The 17,049-nt window shown below is 52.1% G+C and carries 14 protein-coding genes; 11 read left to right on the top strand and 3 right to left on the bottom strand.

Annotated features, from left to right (window positions below):
• Nucleotides 1–118 precede the first annotated feature (118 nt).
• Nucleotides 119–1,102: an aromatic ring-hydroxylating dioxygenase subunit alpha gene (locus EJQ19_RS13870; RefSeq protein WP_126141830.1), complete on the top strand. Its 984-nt coding sequence runs from the start codon at nucleotides 119–121 to the stop codon at nucleotides 1,100–1,102.
• Nucleotides 1,103–1,106: 4 nt separating this feature from the next.
• Here the strand turns inward: EJQ19_RS13870 and EJQ19_RS13865 are convergent, their stop codons facing one another.
• From EJQ19_RS13865 to EJQ19_RS13855, 3 genes are all read right to left on the bottom strand, one after another.
• Nucleotides 1,107–2,360, bottom strand: a complete 1,254-nt coding sequence (locus tag EJQ19_RS13865; RefSeq protein ID WP_126141829.1) for an MFS transporter — start codon at nucleotides 2,358–2,360, stop codon at nucleotides 1,107–1,109.
• A gap of 156 nt (nucleotides 2,361–2,516) precedes the next feature.
• Nucleotides 2,517–2,993 (bottom strand): MarR family transcriptional regulator, encoded by a 477-nt coding sequence (locus tag EJQ19_RS13860; protein WP_126141828.1) that lies wholly within the window; start codon nucleotides 2,991–2,993, stop codon nucleotides 2,517–2,519.
• A gap of 82 nt (nucleotides 2,994–3,075) precedes the next feature.
• Nucleotides 3,076–5,073 carry a hypothetical protein gene (locus EJQ19_RS13855; protein WP_126141827.1) on the bottom strand — a complete coding sequence of 666 codons (1,998 nt, stop codon included), beginning with the start codon at nucleotides 5,071–5,073 and terminating at the stop codon, nucleotides 3,076–3,078.
• A 174-nt stretch (nucleotides 5,074–5,247) separates the two neighbouring features.
• On the opposite strand from EJQ19_RS13855, the gene EJQ19_RS13850 reads away from it, so the two are divergent.
• The 10 genes from EJQ19_RS13850 to EJQ19_RS13805 all read left to right on the top strand — a co-directional run bounded on the left by EJQ19_RS13850 (nucleotide 5,248) and on the right by EJQ19_RS13805 (nucleotide 16,998).
• On the top strand, nucleotides 5,248–7,287 hold the full coding sequence (locus EJQ19_RS13850) for a Na+/H+ antiporter (protein WP_126141826.1): 2,040 nt from the start codon (nucleotides 5,248–5,250) through the stop codon (nucleotides 7,285–7,287).
• A gap of 192 nt (nucleotides 7,288–7,479) precedes the next feature.
• The gene (locus tag EJQ19_RS13845; protein WP_126141825.1) at nucleotides 7,480–8,058 is read left to right on the top strand and encodes a TetR/AcrR family transcriptional regulator; all 579 of its coding nucleotides are present in this window, start codon (nucleotides 7,480–7,482) and stop codon (nucleotides 8,056–8,058) included.
• A 21-nt stretch (nucleotides 8,059–8,079) separates the two neighbouring features.
• A complete protein-coding gene (locus EJQ19_RS13840) occupies nucleotides 8,080–8,421 on the top strand; it encodes a DMT family transporter (RefSeq protein WP_126141824.1) in 342 nt (113 codons plus the stop codon).
• Entirely contained in the window at nucleotides 8,421–8,735 is a 315-nt protein-coding gene (locus tag EJQ19_RS13835) for a DMT family transporter (protein ID WP_126141823.1), read from the top strand. The genes EJQ19_RS13840 and EJQ19_RS13835 overlap by 1 nt, the downstream gene beginning before the upstream one ends.
• A gap of 485 nt (nucleotides 8,736–9,220) precedes the next feature.
• Nucleotides 9,221–10,672, top strand: a complete 1,452-nt coding sequence (locus EJQ19_RS13830; protein WP_164716546.1) for a glycoside hydrolase family 10-like protein — start codon at nucleotides 9,221–9,223, stop codon at nucleotides 10,670–10,672.
• A gap of 22 nt (nucleotides 10,673–10,694) precedes the next feature.
• A complete protein-coding gene (locus EJQ19_RS13825) occupies nucleotides 10,695–12,293 on the top strand; it encodes a response regulator (RefSeq protein ID WP_126141821.1) in 1,599 nt (532 codons plus the stop codon).
• Nucleotides 12,294–12,542: 249 nt separating this feature from the next.
• On the top strand, nucleotides 12,543–13,484 hold the full coding sequence (locus EJQ19_RS13820) for an ABC transporter permease (protein WP_420901680.1): 942 nt from the start codon (nucleotides 12,543–12,545) through the stop codon (nucleotides 13,482–13,484).
• Nucleotides 13,485–13,508: 24 nt separating this feature from the next.
• Nucleotides 13,509–14,429: a carbohydrate ABC transporter permease gene (locus EJQ19_RS13815; protein WP_126141820.1), complete on the top strand. Its 921-nt coding sequence runs from the start codon at nucleotides 13,509–13,511 to the stop codon at nucleotides 14,427–14,429.
• A gap of 124 nt (nucleotides 14,430–14,553) precedes the next feature.
• Nucleotides 14,554–16,098, top strand: a complete 1,545-nt coding sequence (locus tag EJQ19_RS13810) for an extracellular solute-binding protein (RefSeq protein ID WP_126141819.1) — start codon at nucleotides 14,554–14,556, stop codon at nucleotides 16,096–16,098.
• 63 nt (nucleotides 16,099–16,161) lie between these two features.
• Nucleotides 16,162–16,998, top strand: a complete 837-nt coding sequence (locus EJQ19_RS13805) for a Gfo/Idh/MocA family oxidoreductase (RefSeq protein WP_126141818.1) — start codon at nucleotides 16,162–16,164, stop codon at nucleotides 16,996–16,998.
• Nucleotides 16,999–17,049 lie beyond the last annotated feature (51 nt).

The following is a 17,049-nucleotide window of genomic DNA, read 5'->3' as shown; positions in this document are numbered from 1 at the left end:
GCGCGGTTGCGGGGAAAATGTAACTTTCCTAACTATGGAACCGGGTATTGCTAGTGACCTGGGTCTATAGTTTTTTTGTTCATTGCGACAGGCGGCTTGCGGAGAGGGAGGCTACCACATGAAACCAGCGACAGTTATCGACGAGGTTTTAGCGAATGAATGGTTCGCAGTATTGAAAAGCGAGGAGTTAGAAGCTTCACCCAAGCAGGTCTTAATCATGGGGCAGCGGGTTGTTGTTTTTCGCACGCGTAAAGGTGTTCATGCTTTTAAAGATCTGTGCATTCACCGAGGCTCTGCCTTATCGATTGGAACTGTTGAAAATGACACGATTGTCTGTCCGTATCATGGATGGCAGTATGACGGCGAAGGTCATTGCGTCTGCATTCCGGCTCAGTCGCGTAGTGCAGCGATACCAACAAAAGCCAAAGCAACGGTCTATCACAGCGAAGAGAAATACGGACTCATTTGGGTATGTTTGGGCACACCGTCCGCACCGATTCCTGATCTTGAGCCGTATCGCGATCCTGCGTTCTCGACATATACTTTTGGCCCGTATCGCGTGGAAAGCAGCGCAGCCCGCGTCATCGAGAACTTTCTCGACTTCTCCCATCTCATGTGGGTGCATCAGGGCTATTTGAGCGACCGTGCCTTTTCCGAAATGGCGAATTATCAGGTGCATCGCAAGGAAGGTCGGCTTGTCACGGATGAAGTGATCGTGCACGAATATAATTTGGAGGCTTCCCATCGTGAATTTATTCCCGTCACTTATGTAAAAGAGGCGTATCGGCCGTTGACGGCTTTTTTAACGAAGACATTTGGCACAGGACGTATCATGTGCATTCTGATGGTTTCCTGTCCGATCGATGCGCACACATCGGTAACGTATACCGTTCATGCGATAAATTTTGATCCTGGGAAGTTAGCGGATTATATCGCGATGAACGATGCGGTGATGATGCAGGATGTGCAGATTCTGGAAAATCAGAAGCCGGAAGAACTTCCGCTAGATCTTCAAGCTGAGCTCAGTCTCAAATCCGATCTGCTGTCGATTGCTTACCGCAAGTGGTTAGCTGAACTCGGTGTGAAGATGGGGACCGCCTGAGAAGCTAAGGAGTTTGCGTGGTTTGCCTGGTTGTATGCACCCCTCTATAAAGAACGGCGATTGCCGCCGCTATAAGGATCAGCCCCATTATCGCGGGTGCCGCGTGACTGAGGGATACATAGATTTGACCGCCAATGATAGGCCCAATCATTCTGGCTAGCGCCTGGATGGATTGGCTGCCGCCTTGAATCCGTCCTTGTTCACTGGCATCGACAGATTTGGAGAGCATCCCGTTGAAGGAAGGTCCAAAGATCGAATCGCCAAAGCCAAAGATGAACATGCCGACGATAAAAAGCGGGTAGAAAGTAAGCAGAGCGGACAGCGCAAGTAGACCGTAGCCGATACTCTCCGAAGCCATGCCAAGAATGGCGATTTGCTTATCACTCCATTTTTGCAAGAGCCTGGGCATGATGAGGCCTTGGGAAAGGATGTCCTGGACGCCCATAATTGAAAACATAAGACCGATAAGCGCAGGCTTCCAGTTGAAAGTGTCCAGGGTAAATTGTGAGAAAACGGCCTGCAGCGATCCGTTGGGGATCCAGAGCAAGAAGGCGGAGATAAGCAGCCTATTAAGGTTTTTCATCGAAAGTATGTTGGCAAGCTGGGCAAATGGATTCAGTCTTCCAGCAGTCATCTTTTTCAGCCGAGCATGCTTGCTAAGGCTTTCCGGCATATAGAAGAGGCCAAAAACAACGTTCAATAACGTAATAATTGCTGCAAAGTACATGGGAGCCGCATAACCAAACTTGGCAAGCAGTCCGCCCAGCGTTGGGCCAATGACAGTGCCTGCGCCGACAACTGCGCTTACCCAGCCAAAGTATTTGGTTCGCTGCTGCGGAGGAATGATGTCTGCAAAATACGCGAAGATCGTGCTGATGCTCCCGCCGGTTATCCCTTCGATGATGCGCCCGACAAATAGTACCCATAGCGCCCCGCCATGACCGAAGACGAAGTACCCGATAGCAGAACCCAGAAGGCAGACCAAGAGCAATGGACGACGGCCATATTTGTCGCTTAAAGCGCCGAGAACGGGGGCCGCAAAAAACACGCAGACGGCATAAACAGAAGTCAACAAGGTAACCATAATCGCTTGGTCTCCCTGATTGCTTATATAGGGCTGCACGAAAAATGGGACAACTGGCGCGATGATGCTGAAGCCTATTCCGCAAAGAAACACTGACATCAGGCCGAATAGCAAAGCCTTTATGTCAATGGTTCGTTCTGTGGTTTGTGCCACGTGCGATTTAGATTTGAACACGAATAATCTCTCCTCGAAAAACGATGATTTTGATTCCTTGGAAACATAATCATCGTATCACCATTTTGTTTCCTGGTCAACAAAAAGAGGCGATAAAAAAGGCAGCCTATTCTTCATTAGAACCCGGCTGCCTTTCATTCATGTCCAAATTTCGATCTATTCCGACGACGGCCCATCTGCATCCAATTTCTTGATTTCTGCGTCCAAGTGTCGACTATACCTATCCATGAAGGTAAGCATAAGATCAAGCTGTTCCTCGGTTATCTGCTCGAAGACGGCTTTATCCCGCTCTCGAAACTCTCTGTGCAAGTCCTCATGGATATTGAAAATGATTTTCCCTTGCTCGGTAAGCCGATAATAGATTTCTTTCAGATTATCCGGCTTCTGGTAGTTTTCGATCAAGCCTTTGTCGATGAGCTTCTTCGTTATTTTACTGATGGCGCTTCTCGTCATATAAAAGGCTTCCGCCAGTTTGGTCACATTGGAATCTTCATGTTTTTGAATGTATTCCATGCAATGCACTTCAGAAGGCGTATGCCCCTTAAGACTTTTTTCCATCTTCGACTTATTGAGCCAAACCATCTTGTTAAATAAGTCCCTGAAATGCATAATGACCCGATCTTCCTTGTTCATGGTCTTCCCCCCGCCGTTGGTGCTAGCCTTATCCTATTAACTTTACGTCTCCAAATGTTATTTGTCTACATGCTGAGACGAGTTAAGGCTGCACCGTATGCGGAGCGGTCACGTCCCAGTCACGCTGCAATACAATGCGTTCGCCGACTTTGAAGGCGATGCGAAGGTGGTTCACACCCGGTTTGAGCGGGTAGGACATGGAAATGTCGTGCAAGTCGACACCGTAGCCTAAACTGTACAATCGCTTGACATCCGCAACCCGGGGAGCGGCCGCGTCGTCCTCTTTATCCCGATTCGCAAGTGAAATTTCCAGCTTCTCTGTTAGCAAATTCTCGCTCATGAAGGCGTCCATGTAGAGAAGACCGGAGAGGTGAAGCTCGTTCCCGTCGACTTTGTCCGGCAATGTGAAACCGGAAATGTCATAGGTTGGAGCGGCAAGCTCAACATTAGCATCACCGTAAGCGACTTTGGCGTTATACGTCGTTGCAGCCCCAAGCAGCGTTCTCATCGATGTCAGGTTGAGCAGAGGCGGGGCTTGCTTCTCGGAAGTGTCATTGGTCGGTGCCGTCTCCAATGGAATATGATTGGCCGGCTTGCCTTTCCAGAGCGTCAAGGCTTCATGTTCGCCGGTTTTGAGCTTAAAAGCGTAGCCGTCCTGATTTTCAAACGTCCACCAGCCACTAGGATCCGGCCCGGAAACCTCATAGTCATACCGATCTGCCAGAAAATCGGTTCGGAAAGCAGGTTCGTTATTGATAAGCTTGCCGATTGGTTCCGAATTGTAAAGGAAATCACCGGCATCTTTTTGATAGAAAACGCCCTTATATGACATACCGGCCTGAATCTGCATATCGTTGTCGCGGCCCTTTAACACAATACGGTCATGATTATAAGGCAATAGCTGAATCCAGCCTTGGCCGACAAAGGAATCGATTTTGTACCATCGCGTACCGTTCGGCGCCGTCCAAGCTGCAAGAGGGTGGATCGTCTGCGGACCGATCTGACCGTTATTCAGCGGCAATCTCGTATTCGGGAAGCGATAAATGCTGGTAGAAGATCCATTCAAGTGGATGGAAGCTGTATCGTCAGCTGTAACTTCGGGGTCGGCATAAGTCGGGCTGAACCAGCCCGCGGTTTGGCCGTTTTGGACATGGAACCATTCTTCTTTTTCGCCGATGCCAACCTCATTGAAGGTTTTCTCAAACACTTGAAGATCTCCTGCGGGAAGCACAGTGGAAATCTCGGTGCCTGCATCGGGTTCCGTAAATAACGGACTCGGCGCTGAACGCTTTAGCATCCGATGGTCCGCCTCGATCGGCATGCCGGCTGCAAACGACCATTTGGGCCCAGTGTCCGTTTCAAATTGGTACATATTGGTCAAGATGGAGCGGAATTGTGCTGTCTGATGCACGAAAAGCTGGGACAAGTACCCATCGTAATGAAGGTTGATATAATCGACATTCGGCGAATCGTTATAATACGTGCTCTGGTAGTAGACATTGCGGTCCAGTGGCTGCAAACGGCCGATTTGGCTAAGCCGCAAGTGAATCCATTGATCGCCAAGCCACGTCGTATGAATTTTGATCCAGTGCTGGGGGTTGTAGCTATCCTCGGTTTGCCGAAACCAGTTTTTCTCTGCATCTACGACTGTTACTTCCTGCGGGGATAATGCGCCGGTTGATCCGCCTGTCTCCGACGCCTTCCCGTATAGCGGTGTGTCCTCCATCAATTGAATGGTAGTTGGCGGAGGGACTTCAATTTGCCATGGCGCGGTTTTGATCCAGCGGTCGCCAACATTCGTGTGGATTTTCCACCAGTTGCCTGTCGTAGCCCAGTGGACTTCCGCTTCGATGGCCTGTACGGTTTGGGGAGCGAAGGAACCTTGGGGTTTATTCAACAGGGCGTTGGGGATGACGTAGTACGGAATATCCTCGAGCAGTGTCAGCTGTTTCGGAATAAACACGCCGTCAGCCGGCTCTGTTGGCGTATCGGCGTATTCGTAGGCCCGGCCATTCGAGGCCAACAGGGTGAGTTGAATACTCGCGGCGGTCAGGGCCAGCAATGCAACCTTTTTCCACATAGCGCTTACTCCTTTTTCATGGATTGTAAAGACGTTCCTTATCTTTGACGAGGAAACCCGCAAGAAGTTGTGCAGAAGCTTCAATGAAGCAGGAAAATAGGAATGCAAGGTTGAAATGATGGAAAATCTAACAAAATATCCGCACTGTAGTTGTGTGTATTGGGGGAAGCCAAATTGGAAGTATTCATTATCGTCCTCGTCCTGCTGGTGCTGATCGGCGTCTCGAACGTGATTTACCGCTTCGTGCCGTTCGTTCCGGTGCCGCTCATTCAAATTGTGCTCGGCGCTTGCATTACCGTGATTCCAATGGGGATCCATTTGCCGCTCGAGCCGGAATTGTTCTTTATCCTGTTCATCGCCCCGCTGCTGTATAACGACGGTAAGCATACGCCGCGGGAGGAGCTGTGGCGACTCCGTGCGCCGATTCTGGTGCTGGCCGTAGGGCTAGTGTTCGCGACGGTGTTCGTGGTCGGCTACACGATTCATTGGATGATTCCCGCGATTACGCTGCCCGCGGCATTCGGGCTTGCGGCGATTTTATCGCCAACCGACGCCGTTGCCGTGAGCGCGCTGGCCGGCCGGATTCATCTGCCGAAAAGCCTCATGCGCCTTCTGGAAGGCGAAGCGCTGATGAACGACGCGTCGGGCCTGGTCGCGTTCAAATTCGCCATTGCGGCGGCGGTGACCGGCGTGTTCTCGCTGCACAAGGCAGCGCTCAGCTTCTTCGTCATTGCCATCGGCGGTTTGCTCGTCGGGGCGCTGCTCGCATTTATCATTATCGGCATTCGTCAACTGCTGCGCCGCGCAGGGCTGGAGGACGAAACGATGCATATGCTGCTTCAACTGCTTACACCCTTCTTGCTGTACCTCATCGCCGAAGAAATCGGCGTTTCGGGCATCTTGGCCGCTGTTGCGGGCGGCATCGTGCATGCGATCGAGAGCGAGCGGCTGGAACGCGATATGCCGAAGTTGAAGTCGGTGTCGACGAATACGTGGTCGGTCATTTTATTTATTTTAAACGGACTCGTTTTTGTCATCTTGGGGACGCAAATTCCGGATGTGACGTCCGTTATTTTTGAAGATCCCGGCTTTAACAACGTCGTGGTCTTGGGCTATGCCGTTGTCATCTTCGCGCTGCTGCTGGTCCTTCGCTTCGTCTGGTCCTTGCTATTCACGCGCGGTTGGCGGGTGTTCGGCGCCTCGGCCAGAGAAGCCGCGAGCTTCAAGGTGCTTGCCATGACGACGATCTCCGGCGTCCGCGGCGCCGTTACCTTGGCGGGCGCTTTCTCCATCCCGCTATTCCTGCAAAGCGGGGAATTGTTCCCGCAGCGGGATTTGATTATTTTTCTCGCGGCATGCGTCATTCTGTTGTCGCTGCTAACCGCCAGCATCGTGCTGCCGTTAATCGCGAAAAAGCGAGTGCCGGAGGGCAGCGCCGAGAAGGCGAAAGCGGAGCAGGAGTGGCAGATTCAGGTGATGAAAGCTGCGATTCGCGAGCTTCAACAGGAGACAAATGAGGAAAACGAAGCGGCTGTCACTTCGGTCATTGGCGAGTATCAGCGCATGATTCAGCAGCTCAAGATTAAAGGAGTACCCTACAAGCACACGGGCAAAATAAATCAAGAAGAACTGGCCATCCGCATTGAGGCGCTGGCGATTGAGAGAAACTACGTGAAAGATCGCCTTGAGAAGGGAGCAATCACAGAGAAGCATGCCGAATTCTATAACAAGATGCTGGATCAGCTTGAGTTAATTTTGGCAAACCGTCTTCATCTGTGGGTCATGTTGTTCAAACGCATGAAAGGGCGATTGAAAGAAATATTGACCGGATCAGCAAATTCCTGGCGGTTGGCGTTCACTGATCAGGACGTCGACGCGATCAGAGGGTTGAAGCTTGAATGCGGACAAGCCGTCATTGAACAAATGGGGCCGCTCTGTACGAAAGATAAAATGAATGATCCGACAGAGTGGGTCGTTGCACACTATCAGCAGGTTGTTAACAGAATTAAGAAGACTTCCATGCATCGCAAGACCAAAGAGCCGGCGTATGACGAGACGCGGAAGGAACTCCACTGGCTGGCGGTTCAAGCCGAGCGCTACGAGGTGCAAAATTTGTACGAGCAGGGTAAAATCGATCGCGGACAAGCCGCGGAACTGCGCCGCATCATTCGGGATCGCGAGGCGTCGATGTACGAGCAGGACGAATTGGGTTAATCAATCGACATCGCTGTTCATGGAGCCACTGAAGAGGTAACCGCGAGAAATCGCGGTTTTTTGCGTGGCGGACAGCAAATCGCATTGGATAAGGGCGCAAAGAAAACTGGAAAAATGTAAGTGCGGAGCAGTTGCCAGCTTTCTCGGATTGTGATACACTCTACCTGACGAACGTTCGGAAGGATGATAGATATGACAGCAGCTCGGATCAAAGAAGTTGCTCTTAAATATTTTGCCAATCATGGGTATGAAGGTGCTTCGTTAGCGGATATTGCCGAGGAGGTCGGCATCAAGAAGCAGTCGATCTATACGCATTTTAAAGGGAAAGATGAACTGTTTCTGGCGCTGCTGTATGATGCGCTGGCCAAGGAGCTCAGCTTCGTTACCAGTTATTTGGACCGTAACAAGGCGCGTTCGGTTGAAGCTTTGCTGTACGGCTTTTTAAACGAATACCAGATTTGCTATGAAACGAACGATAATACGAAGTTTTACTTGCGCACGGCATTTTTTCCGCCGGCTCACTTGTACGAGGAGATTGTCAAAGAAGGCTACCGTTACTTGGATACGGTTGAGGCGCTGCTTGTGACAGTGTTCGATCAAGCGAAAGCGTCCGCCAGCATTCATGCTGGTGTGGGGAGTGAAGCGGCTGCGGCTGCTTTCCTATCGGTATTAGACGGTATATTTGTGGAGCTGCTATTCGGCGGGTCCGAGCGTGCAACGAAGAGATTGGAAGCCTCATGGCTCGTCTATTGGCGGGGCATCAGGCAGTAAAAACAGCAGGAGGTCTTCATCATGAATCGGAATTGGATGTTTATTTTTATCGGAGCTATTTTTGAAGTTGCGTGGGTGAGCGGACTCAAGCATGCGGACAGTACGCTCACGTGGGTCGGAACCGTCATTGCGATGTACGTATCGTTCCACCTCGTCATCAGCGCGTCGACCAGGCTCCCGGTGGGCACGGTGTACGCGGTATTCACGGGATTAGGTACGGCTGGGACCGTTCTGGTGGAGATGCTGGTATTCGGCGAGTCGTTTTCATTGCTGAAAATGCTGCTGATTGCGCTTCTTCTGTCCGGCGTGTTCGGCTTGAAAGTGCTTTCGAAAGAGAAGAGCCCGAAAGGAGCTGCTGCGTAATGGGCTGGATATTTCTGATGTTTGCAGGGATGTTCGAGGTGGTCGGCGTCGTAGGCATGAACCAGATTAATAAAGCGAAAAATTGGCGTTCATTCGCCATCTTTATCGTCGGGATTGTGATGAGCTTCGGATTGCTGAGCCAAGCGATGAAAAGCTTGCCGATGGGCACATCCTACGCGATCTGGACCGGGATCGGTACGGTCGGCGGGGCGCTGGTCGGAATGCTGTTCTACGGCGAATCCCGTGACTGGAAGCGGCTGATGTTTATGGCGATGGTGCTGGGGGCGGCCGTGGGTTTGAAATTAATTGCTTAAAGATGAAAACCGCAGCCTCTGCGGTTTTTTTGTATAATGGTACCCAATACACCGAGATCTGCAATCTCAAAGCAAAATACCGGGGTTGATCTGTTTCGCTGCCTTTGTTTTCGGCCTGCGTACGAGGCTATTGGAGCTAAGGCTGATGGATGAACGATAGGTAGGAATTTAGCCAAAAACATAGGCTAAATGATGGGACGCTGCGATTTATGGCCGAAAAGCCAACGATGCCATTGGTTATTTAGCGACAAATCGATGGATTGGACAATATTTCCTAAAATAAGCAGTGGTAATATGGCTTATTCCAGTGAAGAATCGTGATTTTTCCAAATTTGGCTATGAAATCATTGGCTATTTGCAAAGAGATGAGGCCGTCTATCTTTTTGGTCATGATTCTCCAAAAGAAAGTCATTGTTCTCCTCTGGGCGTAGCTGTTCGCATGTGATATGTTCAGGACTACTCGGTTAAATAGGGGGAGTCTGAGGATGTCTGAACAAGAGAAGGGGCCGCCACCTGAGCACTCAGGTGACAATGCACTGAACGCCTATCTCATGTCTGTGCCCAGTCGGGTCGCGGAAGCCCGAGGAATCTGGTATCGTCCGGTGGAGAAAAGCCGGGAGGAAGTCAGCCGCACGCTGGATCGTGTTCAAGCGATGGGTGCCAACGAGCTGTATCTCGAGACCTGGTTCTGGGGGTACACGATCTACCCCAGCGCCGTCCAGGCGGCTCGGGGCATTGAGCCTCAGCATCCCGCATTCCAAGGGTGGGATCCGCTGGAAACGTTCGTAGCGGAGGCAGGGGCGCGCGGCATTGCCGTACATGCCTGGCTGGACGGGTTCATGGTAGGCGTCGATCCAGCGGGAGGCCCTATCCTGCGCGCGTATCCGGAATGGGCGGCGCTTACGCGCAAGCAGGCTGGATCCGCCACGCCTCAGCCTCAGCCGGAGACGGGATTCTTTTGGCTGGATGTGACGAATGGCGACGTGAGCGAGCATGTCCTCTCGGTGATTCGGGAGATGGCAATGGATTACCAGATTGCCGGGATTAATCTGGATTTTATGCGGCTGCCGCTCGCCGACGATCCGGAAGATCGCTACTGTTACAGCGATGCGGCGCGCAGCGCTTTTGAGCGGGAATACGGGACCGATCCGCTGCAGATTGGGCTGGACGAAGGCGAGCCTTTATGGCAATCTTGGACGACTTGGATCGCGCGGAGGGAAGACGATTGTATTGCCAATTTGTATGATGAGGTGAAGCGTATTCGGCCGGAACTCGTCGTCTCTGCTGCACCGGAACCGGGCATTGAGTCGGATCTTATCGCCAATTGGTCGCAGCATGTCGACATTGTCATTCCGCAGGCGTACCATAACCGCTCGGATCGCGTGCGCGAAACGGTTGAGCTGTACCGCAAGCTGCTGCCTTCAAGCAATCTGGTATACAGCGGTTTATATCCCATGTATGTCGGGCTGGACATCCCGGAGACGATTGAGCAGGTGCTGACTGCGCACGAACAGAGTGAGGGAACGGTGATGTTCGCCCTTGGACAGGCGACCGATGAGGCGATCCGTGCTTTGCGCCAGGGGCCATGGCGAACGCCGGCTGTTTCGACCGGTCTGTTTCCGCTTCAGGCTGTACAAGCGATCGTTCAAGATGTAAAACTAAAGATAGAGGAGATCTACGAACCCCGTCATGGCATTCACGCAGGCGCAGCACAAGAAATGAGCCGACTGCTCGATGACATGTTGGGCGGTCTGGAGCCCGAATCGGGGGCGGTGGACGTCGCTAAGCTGGAAGCCCGTGCGGCTGCGTTAACGGCCTGTCTTCAGGAACAATCGGAGATGGCAGCCCTTCCTCCGGACGTTTACAGTCAATTAAGGAGCAGTGCCGAGCGTATGTATCAGCTTTTGCAATATGCGCGAATGAAATTACGGAAGTAACGCGAAGCGGAGGAGTGGCAGCATGAATTTATTGATCGTCGAGGATGAGGTGCGTCTGCGCAACGCGATTGCAAACAATATTCCCTGGGAGCAGCACGGCATTGAGGTCGTCGGCCAAGCAGGCAGCGGGACGGAAGCACTTCGTCTCATCGACCTGAAAAAGCCCGAGATTCTGCTGCTTGATCTGCAAATGCCGGAAATGGACGGCCTGACGCTGGCCAAGCATCTTCGGGCGTCCGATCCGCTGCTTAAAATGATTATTTTGAGCGGGCACGATGATTTTCGGTATGCACAGGAGGCGCTGGCGCTCGGCGTCATGAAATATTTGCTGAAGCCGGCCGGCGACGCGGACATTCTGGAGGCGGTGCTGGATGCGGCAGCGCGCGTGCACAGCGAACTGGAGCAGCGGCATAACGAAGGCGAGCTGCGGATGAAATGGAAGCAGCATTTGCCGCAGTTGGTCAATGAATTTTTGCAAGGCTGGTTGAACGGCCGGTTCGAGCTTTGGGAAATTGAACAGAAGAGCCGCGATTTGCAGCTTGATCTGGCGGGAGATGCCAACTATGCTGTGGCTGTCGTGGATATGGATCCGATCCCGGAGGAAGAGACGCGGTTCCGGGCCGGCGATATGTCGCTGCTCCAGTTCTCGCTAAGCAGTATCGTCCGGGAAGCGCTTGTCGGCGTTCCTTGCTGGATAGCGACCCCGGATACGGGCAGCACGGTTGTCATTTACCAGCTCGCAGGTGAAGCGGATGCGCACATCGGTTTGCAGCGGGTCCATGCTTTGACGGAGAAGCTGCTGTTTACGGTCAAAAGCTGCCTTAAGCTGACCGCCAGCGCGGGCATCAGCGGCATGACCGGCGGTTTGGCGGAGATGAACAAGCTGTATGTGCAAGCTGAGCGGGCGCTTCAGAACCGGATCGTGCTCGGGCACGACCTGGCGATTCCGTACCGGGAGGAGCAGGGCAGCGCGCCAACGCTGACGCTCCAGCCGAACCACGAGAAAGCGCTGGAAATCGCGCTGGAAACCGGTGATCGCGAGAAGGCGGAGGAGACGCTGAAAGCGATGTGGGATGCGGGCATGGGGCTGGCAGATACCGTGGAGGACATTCGCGAGCATATCTTGTATTGGGTTTCCCTCATGATCGGCCTTATTCAGAAGCAAGGGTGGCCGGTGCGCGAGGTGGCAGGCGACGATTATGTGATCTTTTTTAACCATACCGAGCTGGTGTCCAAAGAGCAGATATACAGCTGGCTGCAGCGCTTGATCAGAGCTTATTTGACGTATGCCGGCGAACGGCGAAAATCGACGAGTCACGGGATGATCAAAACCATTCTCACACTCGTCGACGCGGAGATCGATCAAGAGATGACGCTGCACGCTGTGGCGGATCGACTGTATGTCAATTCGTCCTATCTGAGCCGATTGTTCAAGCAAGAGACGGGCAAAGCGTTCTCGACTTATGTGCTGGAGCGAAAGATGGAGCGCGCCAAAGCGATTTTGCAGGAGGGCTCGCGGGTGACGGATGCAGCGGCCTGTGTGGGGTACCGGGACGTCAGCTATTTTACGCGGGTGTTTCGCAAATATTGGGGTGTGACGCCGGGAGAGGTACGGAGTTAGATTCGGTCACATCATTAAGCCTCTGTGGCAACTGTAGGAAAGTCCGGCTATTCATAGCCGGGCTTTTTTGCATAGCGGAGAGAGGATCTCGAAGCAGCGAACTACCGTTTTTCCCTGAGAAGTTATCAAAGTACCAAAACAAGTAATATTCCTCTAATTCGCAAAAAAACGCCGGATGATACACTAATTTCAGAAACACAGTACGAAGGAGGAGGCACCTTGAGAGAAACGGCACCTTTGGAACAATCGATCCCCACCCCCGGTAAAAATGTTCGAAAGACATATGTGAAGCAGCTCTGGATCGATGTCAGGAAAGATTGGGATTTATACCTGGCGCTTATTCCCGGCATCGCCTTTCTGCTGCTGTTCAAGTACACGCCGATGTACGGCATCATTATCGCGTTCAAGGATTTTAACATTTTTGACGGGATGGCTGCCAGCCCGTGGGTCGGGATGAAGCATTTCGATAAGCTCTTTTCGTCGGACAGCTTCCTGCAAGTATTTCAGAACACCTTGTTCATCTCCGTGTATAAAATCATTTTCCTGTTCCCGCTGCCCATCATCATTGCGATTCTGCTGAACGAATTGAAAAATATAACGTTCAAGCGCAGCGTGCAGACGGTCGTGTACTTGCCTCACTTTCTCTCCTGGGTTATCGTCAGCGGGTTGTTCATCGATCTGCTCTCGACCAACGGCGGGATCGTCAACAAAATCATTGTCGCGCTCGGCGGCGAACCGATCCGTTTTTTCCTCGACAGCAGCATCTTCCGGTCCGTGTTGATTTCCACGGCAGGCTGGAAGGAGACCGGCTGGAATACGATCATTTATCTTGCCGCGCTCGCCAGCATCGATCCAGGACTGTACGAAGCGGCCAAAATCGACGGCGCAAATAAATGGAAGCAAATTGTACATATTACGCTGCCAGGTCTCATTCCCATCATTCTGCTCATGTTCATCCTTCGCTTAGGTTATGTGCTGGAGGCCGGCACCGAACAAATTCTCGTTATGTACAACCCGAGTGTTTACAACGTCGCTGACGTTATCGGTACTTATGTATACCGGATCGGGCTTGGGGAGCAGGATTACAGCTTTTCGACGGCCGTAGGCGTTTTTGAATCTGTGGTCGCGTTTATCTTGATTCTAACGGGCAACGGACTGGCCAGGAAGTTTTTCGGCCGAGGGTTGTGGTAAATAGAGAGGGAAGGAGGGGCATCTATGAGTCATTCACAAGGAGTTCGTTCGCCGGGGGCTAGAAGGTCACGCGTGATTCGGGTCTCAACCGGCGAGAAGGTATTCTCGGTTATTAATCACTTGATTTTTATCGCGCTCGGGTTGTCGACGATTTTTCCTTTTATTAATCTCATCGCCAAGTCACTCAGCAGTGAGGCGGCAGTCGTCTCCGGCATGGTGACGGTGTATCCGATCGATATGCAATTCGGGACGTACAAGTATGTGGCCAGCAACGATCTGTTTCTGCATGCGTTCTTCGTCTCCGTCACCGTGACGGTGGTTGGTTCTCTGGTGGCGCTTGCGATGACGACGTTGGCGGCGTATCCGCTGTCCAAGCCTAGGCTGCGGGGGCGGAAGTTTTTTATCCTGGTCTATCTGTTCACGATGCTGTTCAGCGGAGGCTTGATCCCTACGTATCTGCTTATGCACAAGCTGCATTTGATTAATACGATGCCGGTGCTGATTCTGCCTTTTCTGATCAATGTCTACAACATGCTGATTGTCAAAAACTACTTTGAAAGTCTGCCCGAAAGCTTGGAAGAATCGGCAAAAATGGACGGTGCCAGCAATCTGACGATTCTGTTCCGCATCATGCTGCCGCTCTCCATGCCTGTGCTCGCTACGATAGGGCTGTTCTATGCCGTGACGTTCTGGAACGACTATTTCACTTCGCTCATCTATATTAATTCGGCGGATTTGAAGCCGCTTCAGCTGTATTTGAAAGAGCTGTTCGTGACATCGACCGATACGTTTATGCGCACGAACGTCGATGCCTCTCTGAACGTATCGCCGCAATCGATTCAAGCGGCTTCGATCATTTTGGCAACGATTCCGATCATCGTCGTGTACCCGTTTTTGCAAAAATACTTCGTAAAAGGTGTGCTGGTCGGCTCGGTCAAGGGTTGATCCGGCTGCCGGCAAGCTTGAGAGGTGGTGGTGAGCAAGAGCAACAACGGCTAACATAATCGCGGTTCTTACGAAAATGGAAACAGTTTCACATTCACACCAGGAAAAAAAGGGAGGCTCATCCATGGTCAAAAAAATGTTAACGCTATTAACAATTACATCCTTGGCTGCGACAATCTCGGCCTGCGGCAGTTCCGGCTCCAATTCGAGCTCGACACCCGGCTCATCCACAGCGCCAACAACACCGGCTGCACCTACAGCATCGGTCGATCCCAACAAACCGAAGCCCGAGTTCAAAGCCTTGCTGCAGTATGGGCGTTTTGATCCGAATGCCGAGGTCGTGGCGAAATTCCTGAATGAGAAAACCGGCTATAAAGTAACCTACGATATGCTGCCGGTCGAGAATCCGGACGACAAGTTGAACTTGCTCATGGCGAACAAGGAAAAATATTCGTTCATGCTGCTGAGCTCCACGCAATATTCCAAGCTGGCCGCTTCCGGTGCACTAGAGCCGATTGACGAGCTCGTTAACAAATACGGCACGAATATGAAAAACGTAATTTCGCAGACATCATGGAATGGCGCGAAGCTGAACGGTAAAATTTACGGCATCCCGCAAACCGGCTCCGGCACCGTTGTCAATACCTCGTTGATTGTTCGCCAGGATTGGATGGATGAGCTGGGACTCAAAGCCCCGACAACGCGCGACGAGCTGTACACCGTGCTGAAAACGCTTAAGGAAAAGAAAAACGTCATCGGTCTCTCCGGCGGGAAAAGCCCGCTTGTCCCGGAAATTTTGCCGACATTCGGCCTCACGATGGTGCAGGGCACAGCGACAACCGGCTGGCAGGATGTGAACGGCAAGCTGGTGAATGCCGTGGAAAATCCAAATATGAAGAAGTATTTGGAGTTCATGAAGAAGCTGTACACCGAGAAGCTGATCGATCAGGAATGGTCGCTGAATCAGTCCAACAAAGTGATTGAAAACTTTACAAGCGGTAAAGCGGCGATTATCTCAAACGGATATTTCAATGCGCCAACCGTTCAAAACGCTCTGCTGAAAAATACGCCTAACGCGAAAATCGCGGCGTTCCCTTACTTGAAAGGGGATGATGGCAAAGTTCAGGTCATGGGCACCGCCGGCATCTCCTTCTACGTGGGCATTCCGAAATGGGCAGACAACAAGGAAGACATTATTAAATATCTGGATCTCAAGCTGGATAAAGATATTTTCAAGGAAGCGGCTATCGGTAAAGAGGGTGTTCATCACAAATTCGAAAACGGCAATTACTTCCCGATTCTGCCGAAGTTCAATGACGAATACAATAATGCGTCTTCCTTCTTGACCGGTGTGGATGAGAAGAACTATCCGATCTACTGGCAAGCCCGCGTTCGCAAAGATCCGATTTTGACCGATGCGTTCACGAAAAACCAGGAAGCGGCCAAAGGCAACATTGTGATCGATCCGCTGTCTTTTGCACCTCCGCTTGAGGCGATTGGCAAATATAACTTGAAGCTGCAAAAGCTGATGGAAGATACGTTCCTGAAGTTCATCACCGGCGCGGAGCCGTTGGAGAACTACGATAAATTCGTTGCACAATGGAAATCCGAAGGCGGCGACGAAATGACGAAAGCGGCCAATGAGTGGTACGCAGCGAACAAGAAGTAAGATGAACTGGCCCCTGCGGCGATGCCGTGGGGGTTTTAAATTCTCAGAGGGAGCGGAGTAGACATGAAAAAGATCGGTTTCATTGATTATTTCTTGGACGAATGGCATGCGGAGAAATATCCGGCATGGATTGAGCAAGCGTCGAAGGGGCGCATGGGCGTCTCTTATGCGTATGGGAAAGCGGATCTTGAGGGGAAATTGAGCAATCGCGAGTGGTGTGCAAAAAAAGGAATTGAGCTGCTCGCTTCCATTGAGCAGGTGGTGGAGCAAAGCGACTACTTGATCGTATTGTCGCCGGATCATGCGCAGTATCACGAGGAGCTCTCCCGGATCGCGCTGCAGTCCGGCAAGCCGACGTATATTGATAAAACATTCGCACCGGATCGCGCAGCCGCTCTCCGGATGCTGGAGCTGGCCGACAAGCACGGCACGCCGATGTATTCGACGTCGGCGCTGCGCTTTGCAGCGGAGTATGCGCCGGTGGAGCGACAAGGGATCGAGGCGATCTGCAGCCTGGGACCGGGCAAGTTCGAGAACTACGCCATCCACCAGGTGGAGCCGATCATCGCGCTGATGGGGACGGAGGCAAAGCAGGTGATGTGGACGGGCACGGCAGGGGCGCCGTCGCTCCTGATCGGATTCAGCGATGGCCGGCAAGCCACGATCAATCTTTACGGCTGGGAAAGCCCGTTCAGCATGGCGCTCAGTTATGCGGACGGCGCATCGCAATACGTGAAGATCGAGTCGAATTTTTTCGGCGCGTTTATTGATCAGTTGATCGCGTTTTTCGAGTCCGGTGTGTCGCCGGTTCCGCCAGCGGAAACGATTGCGATTGCCTCGATTCTGGAGGCAGGCGAGAGAGCGGCGAGAACGCCGTATGAGTGGATCGCGCTGCCGTAGGGTAAAGGTAATTGGCATAGATGTGACGACAGAAGGAAAAACCGGCTCCTC

The organism is Paenibacillus whitsoniae (genome assembly GCF_003955665.1).
Lineage (GTDB): Bacteria > Bacillota > Bacilli > Paenibacillales > NBRC-103111 > Paenibacillus_E > Paenibacillus_E whitsoniae.
This window is presented reverse-complemented; position numbering and strand designations above follow the sequence as displayed.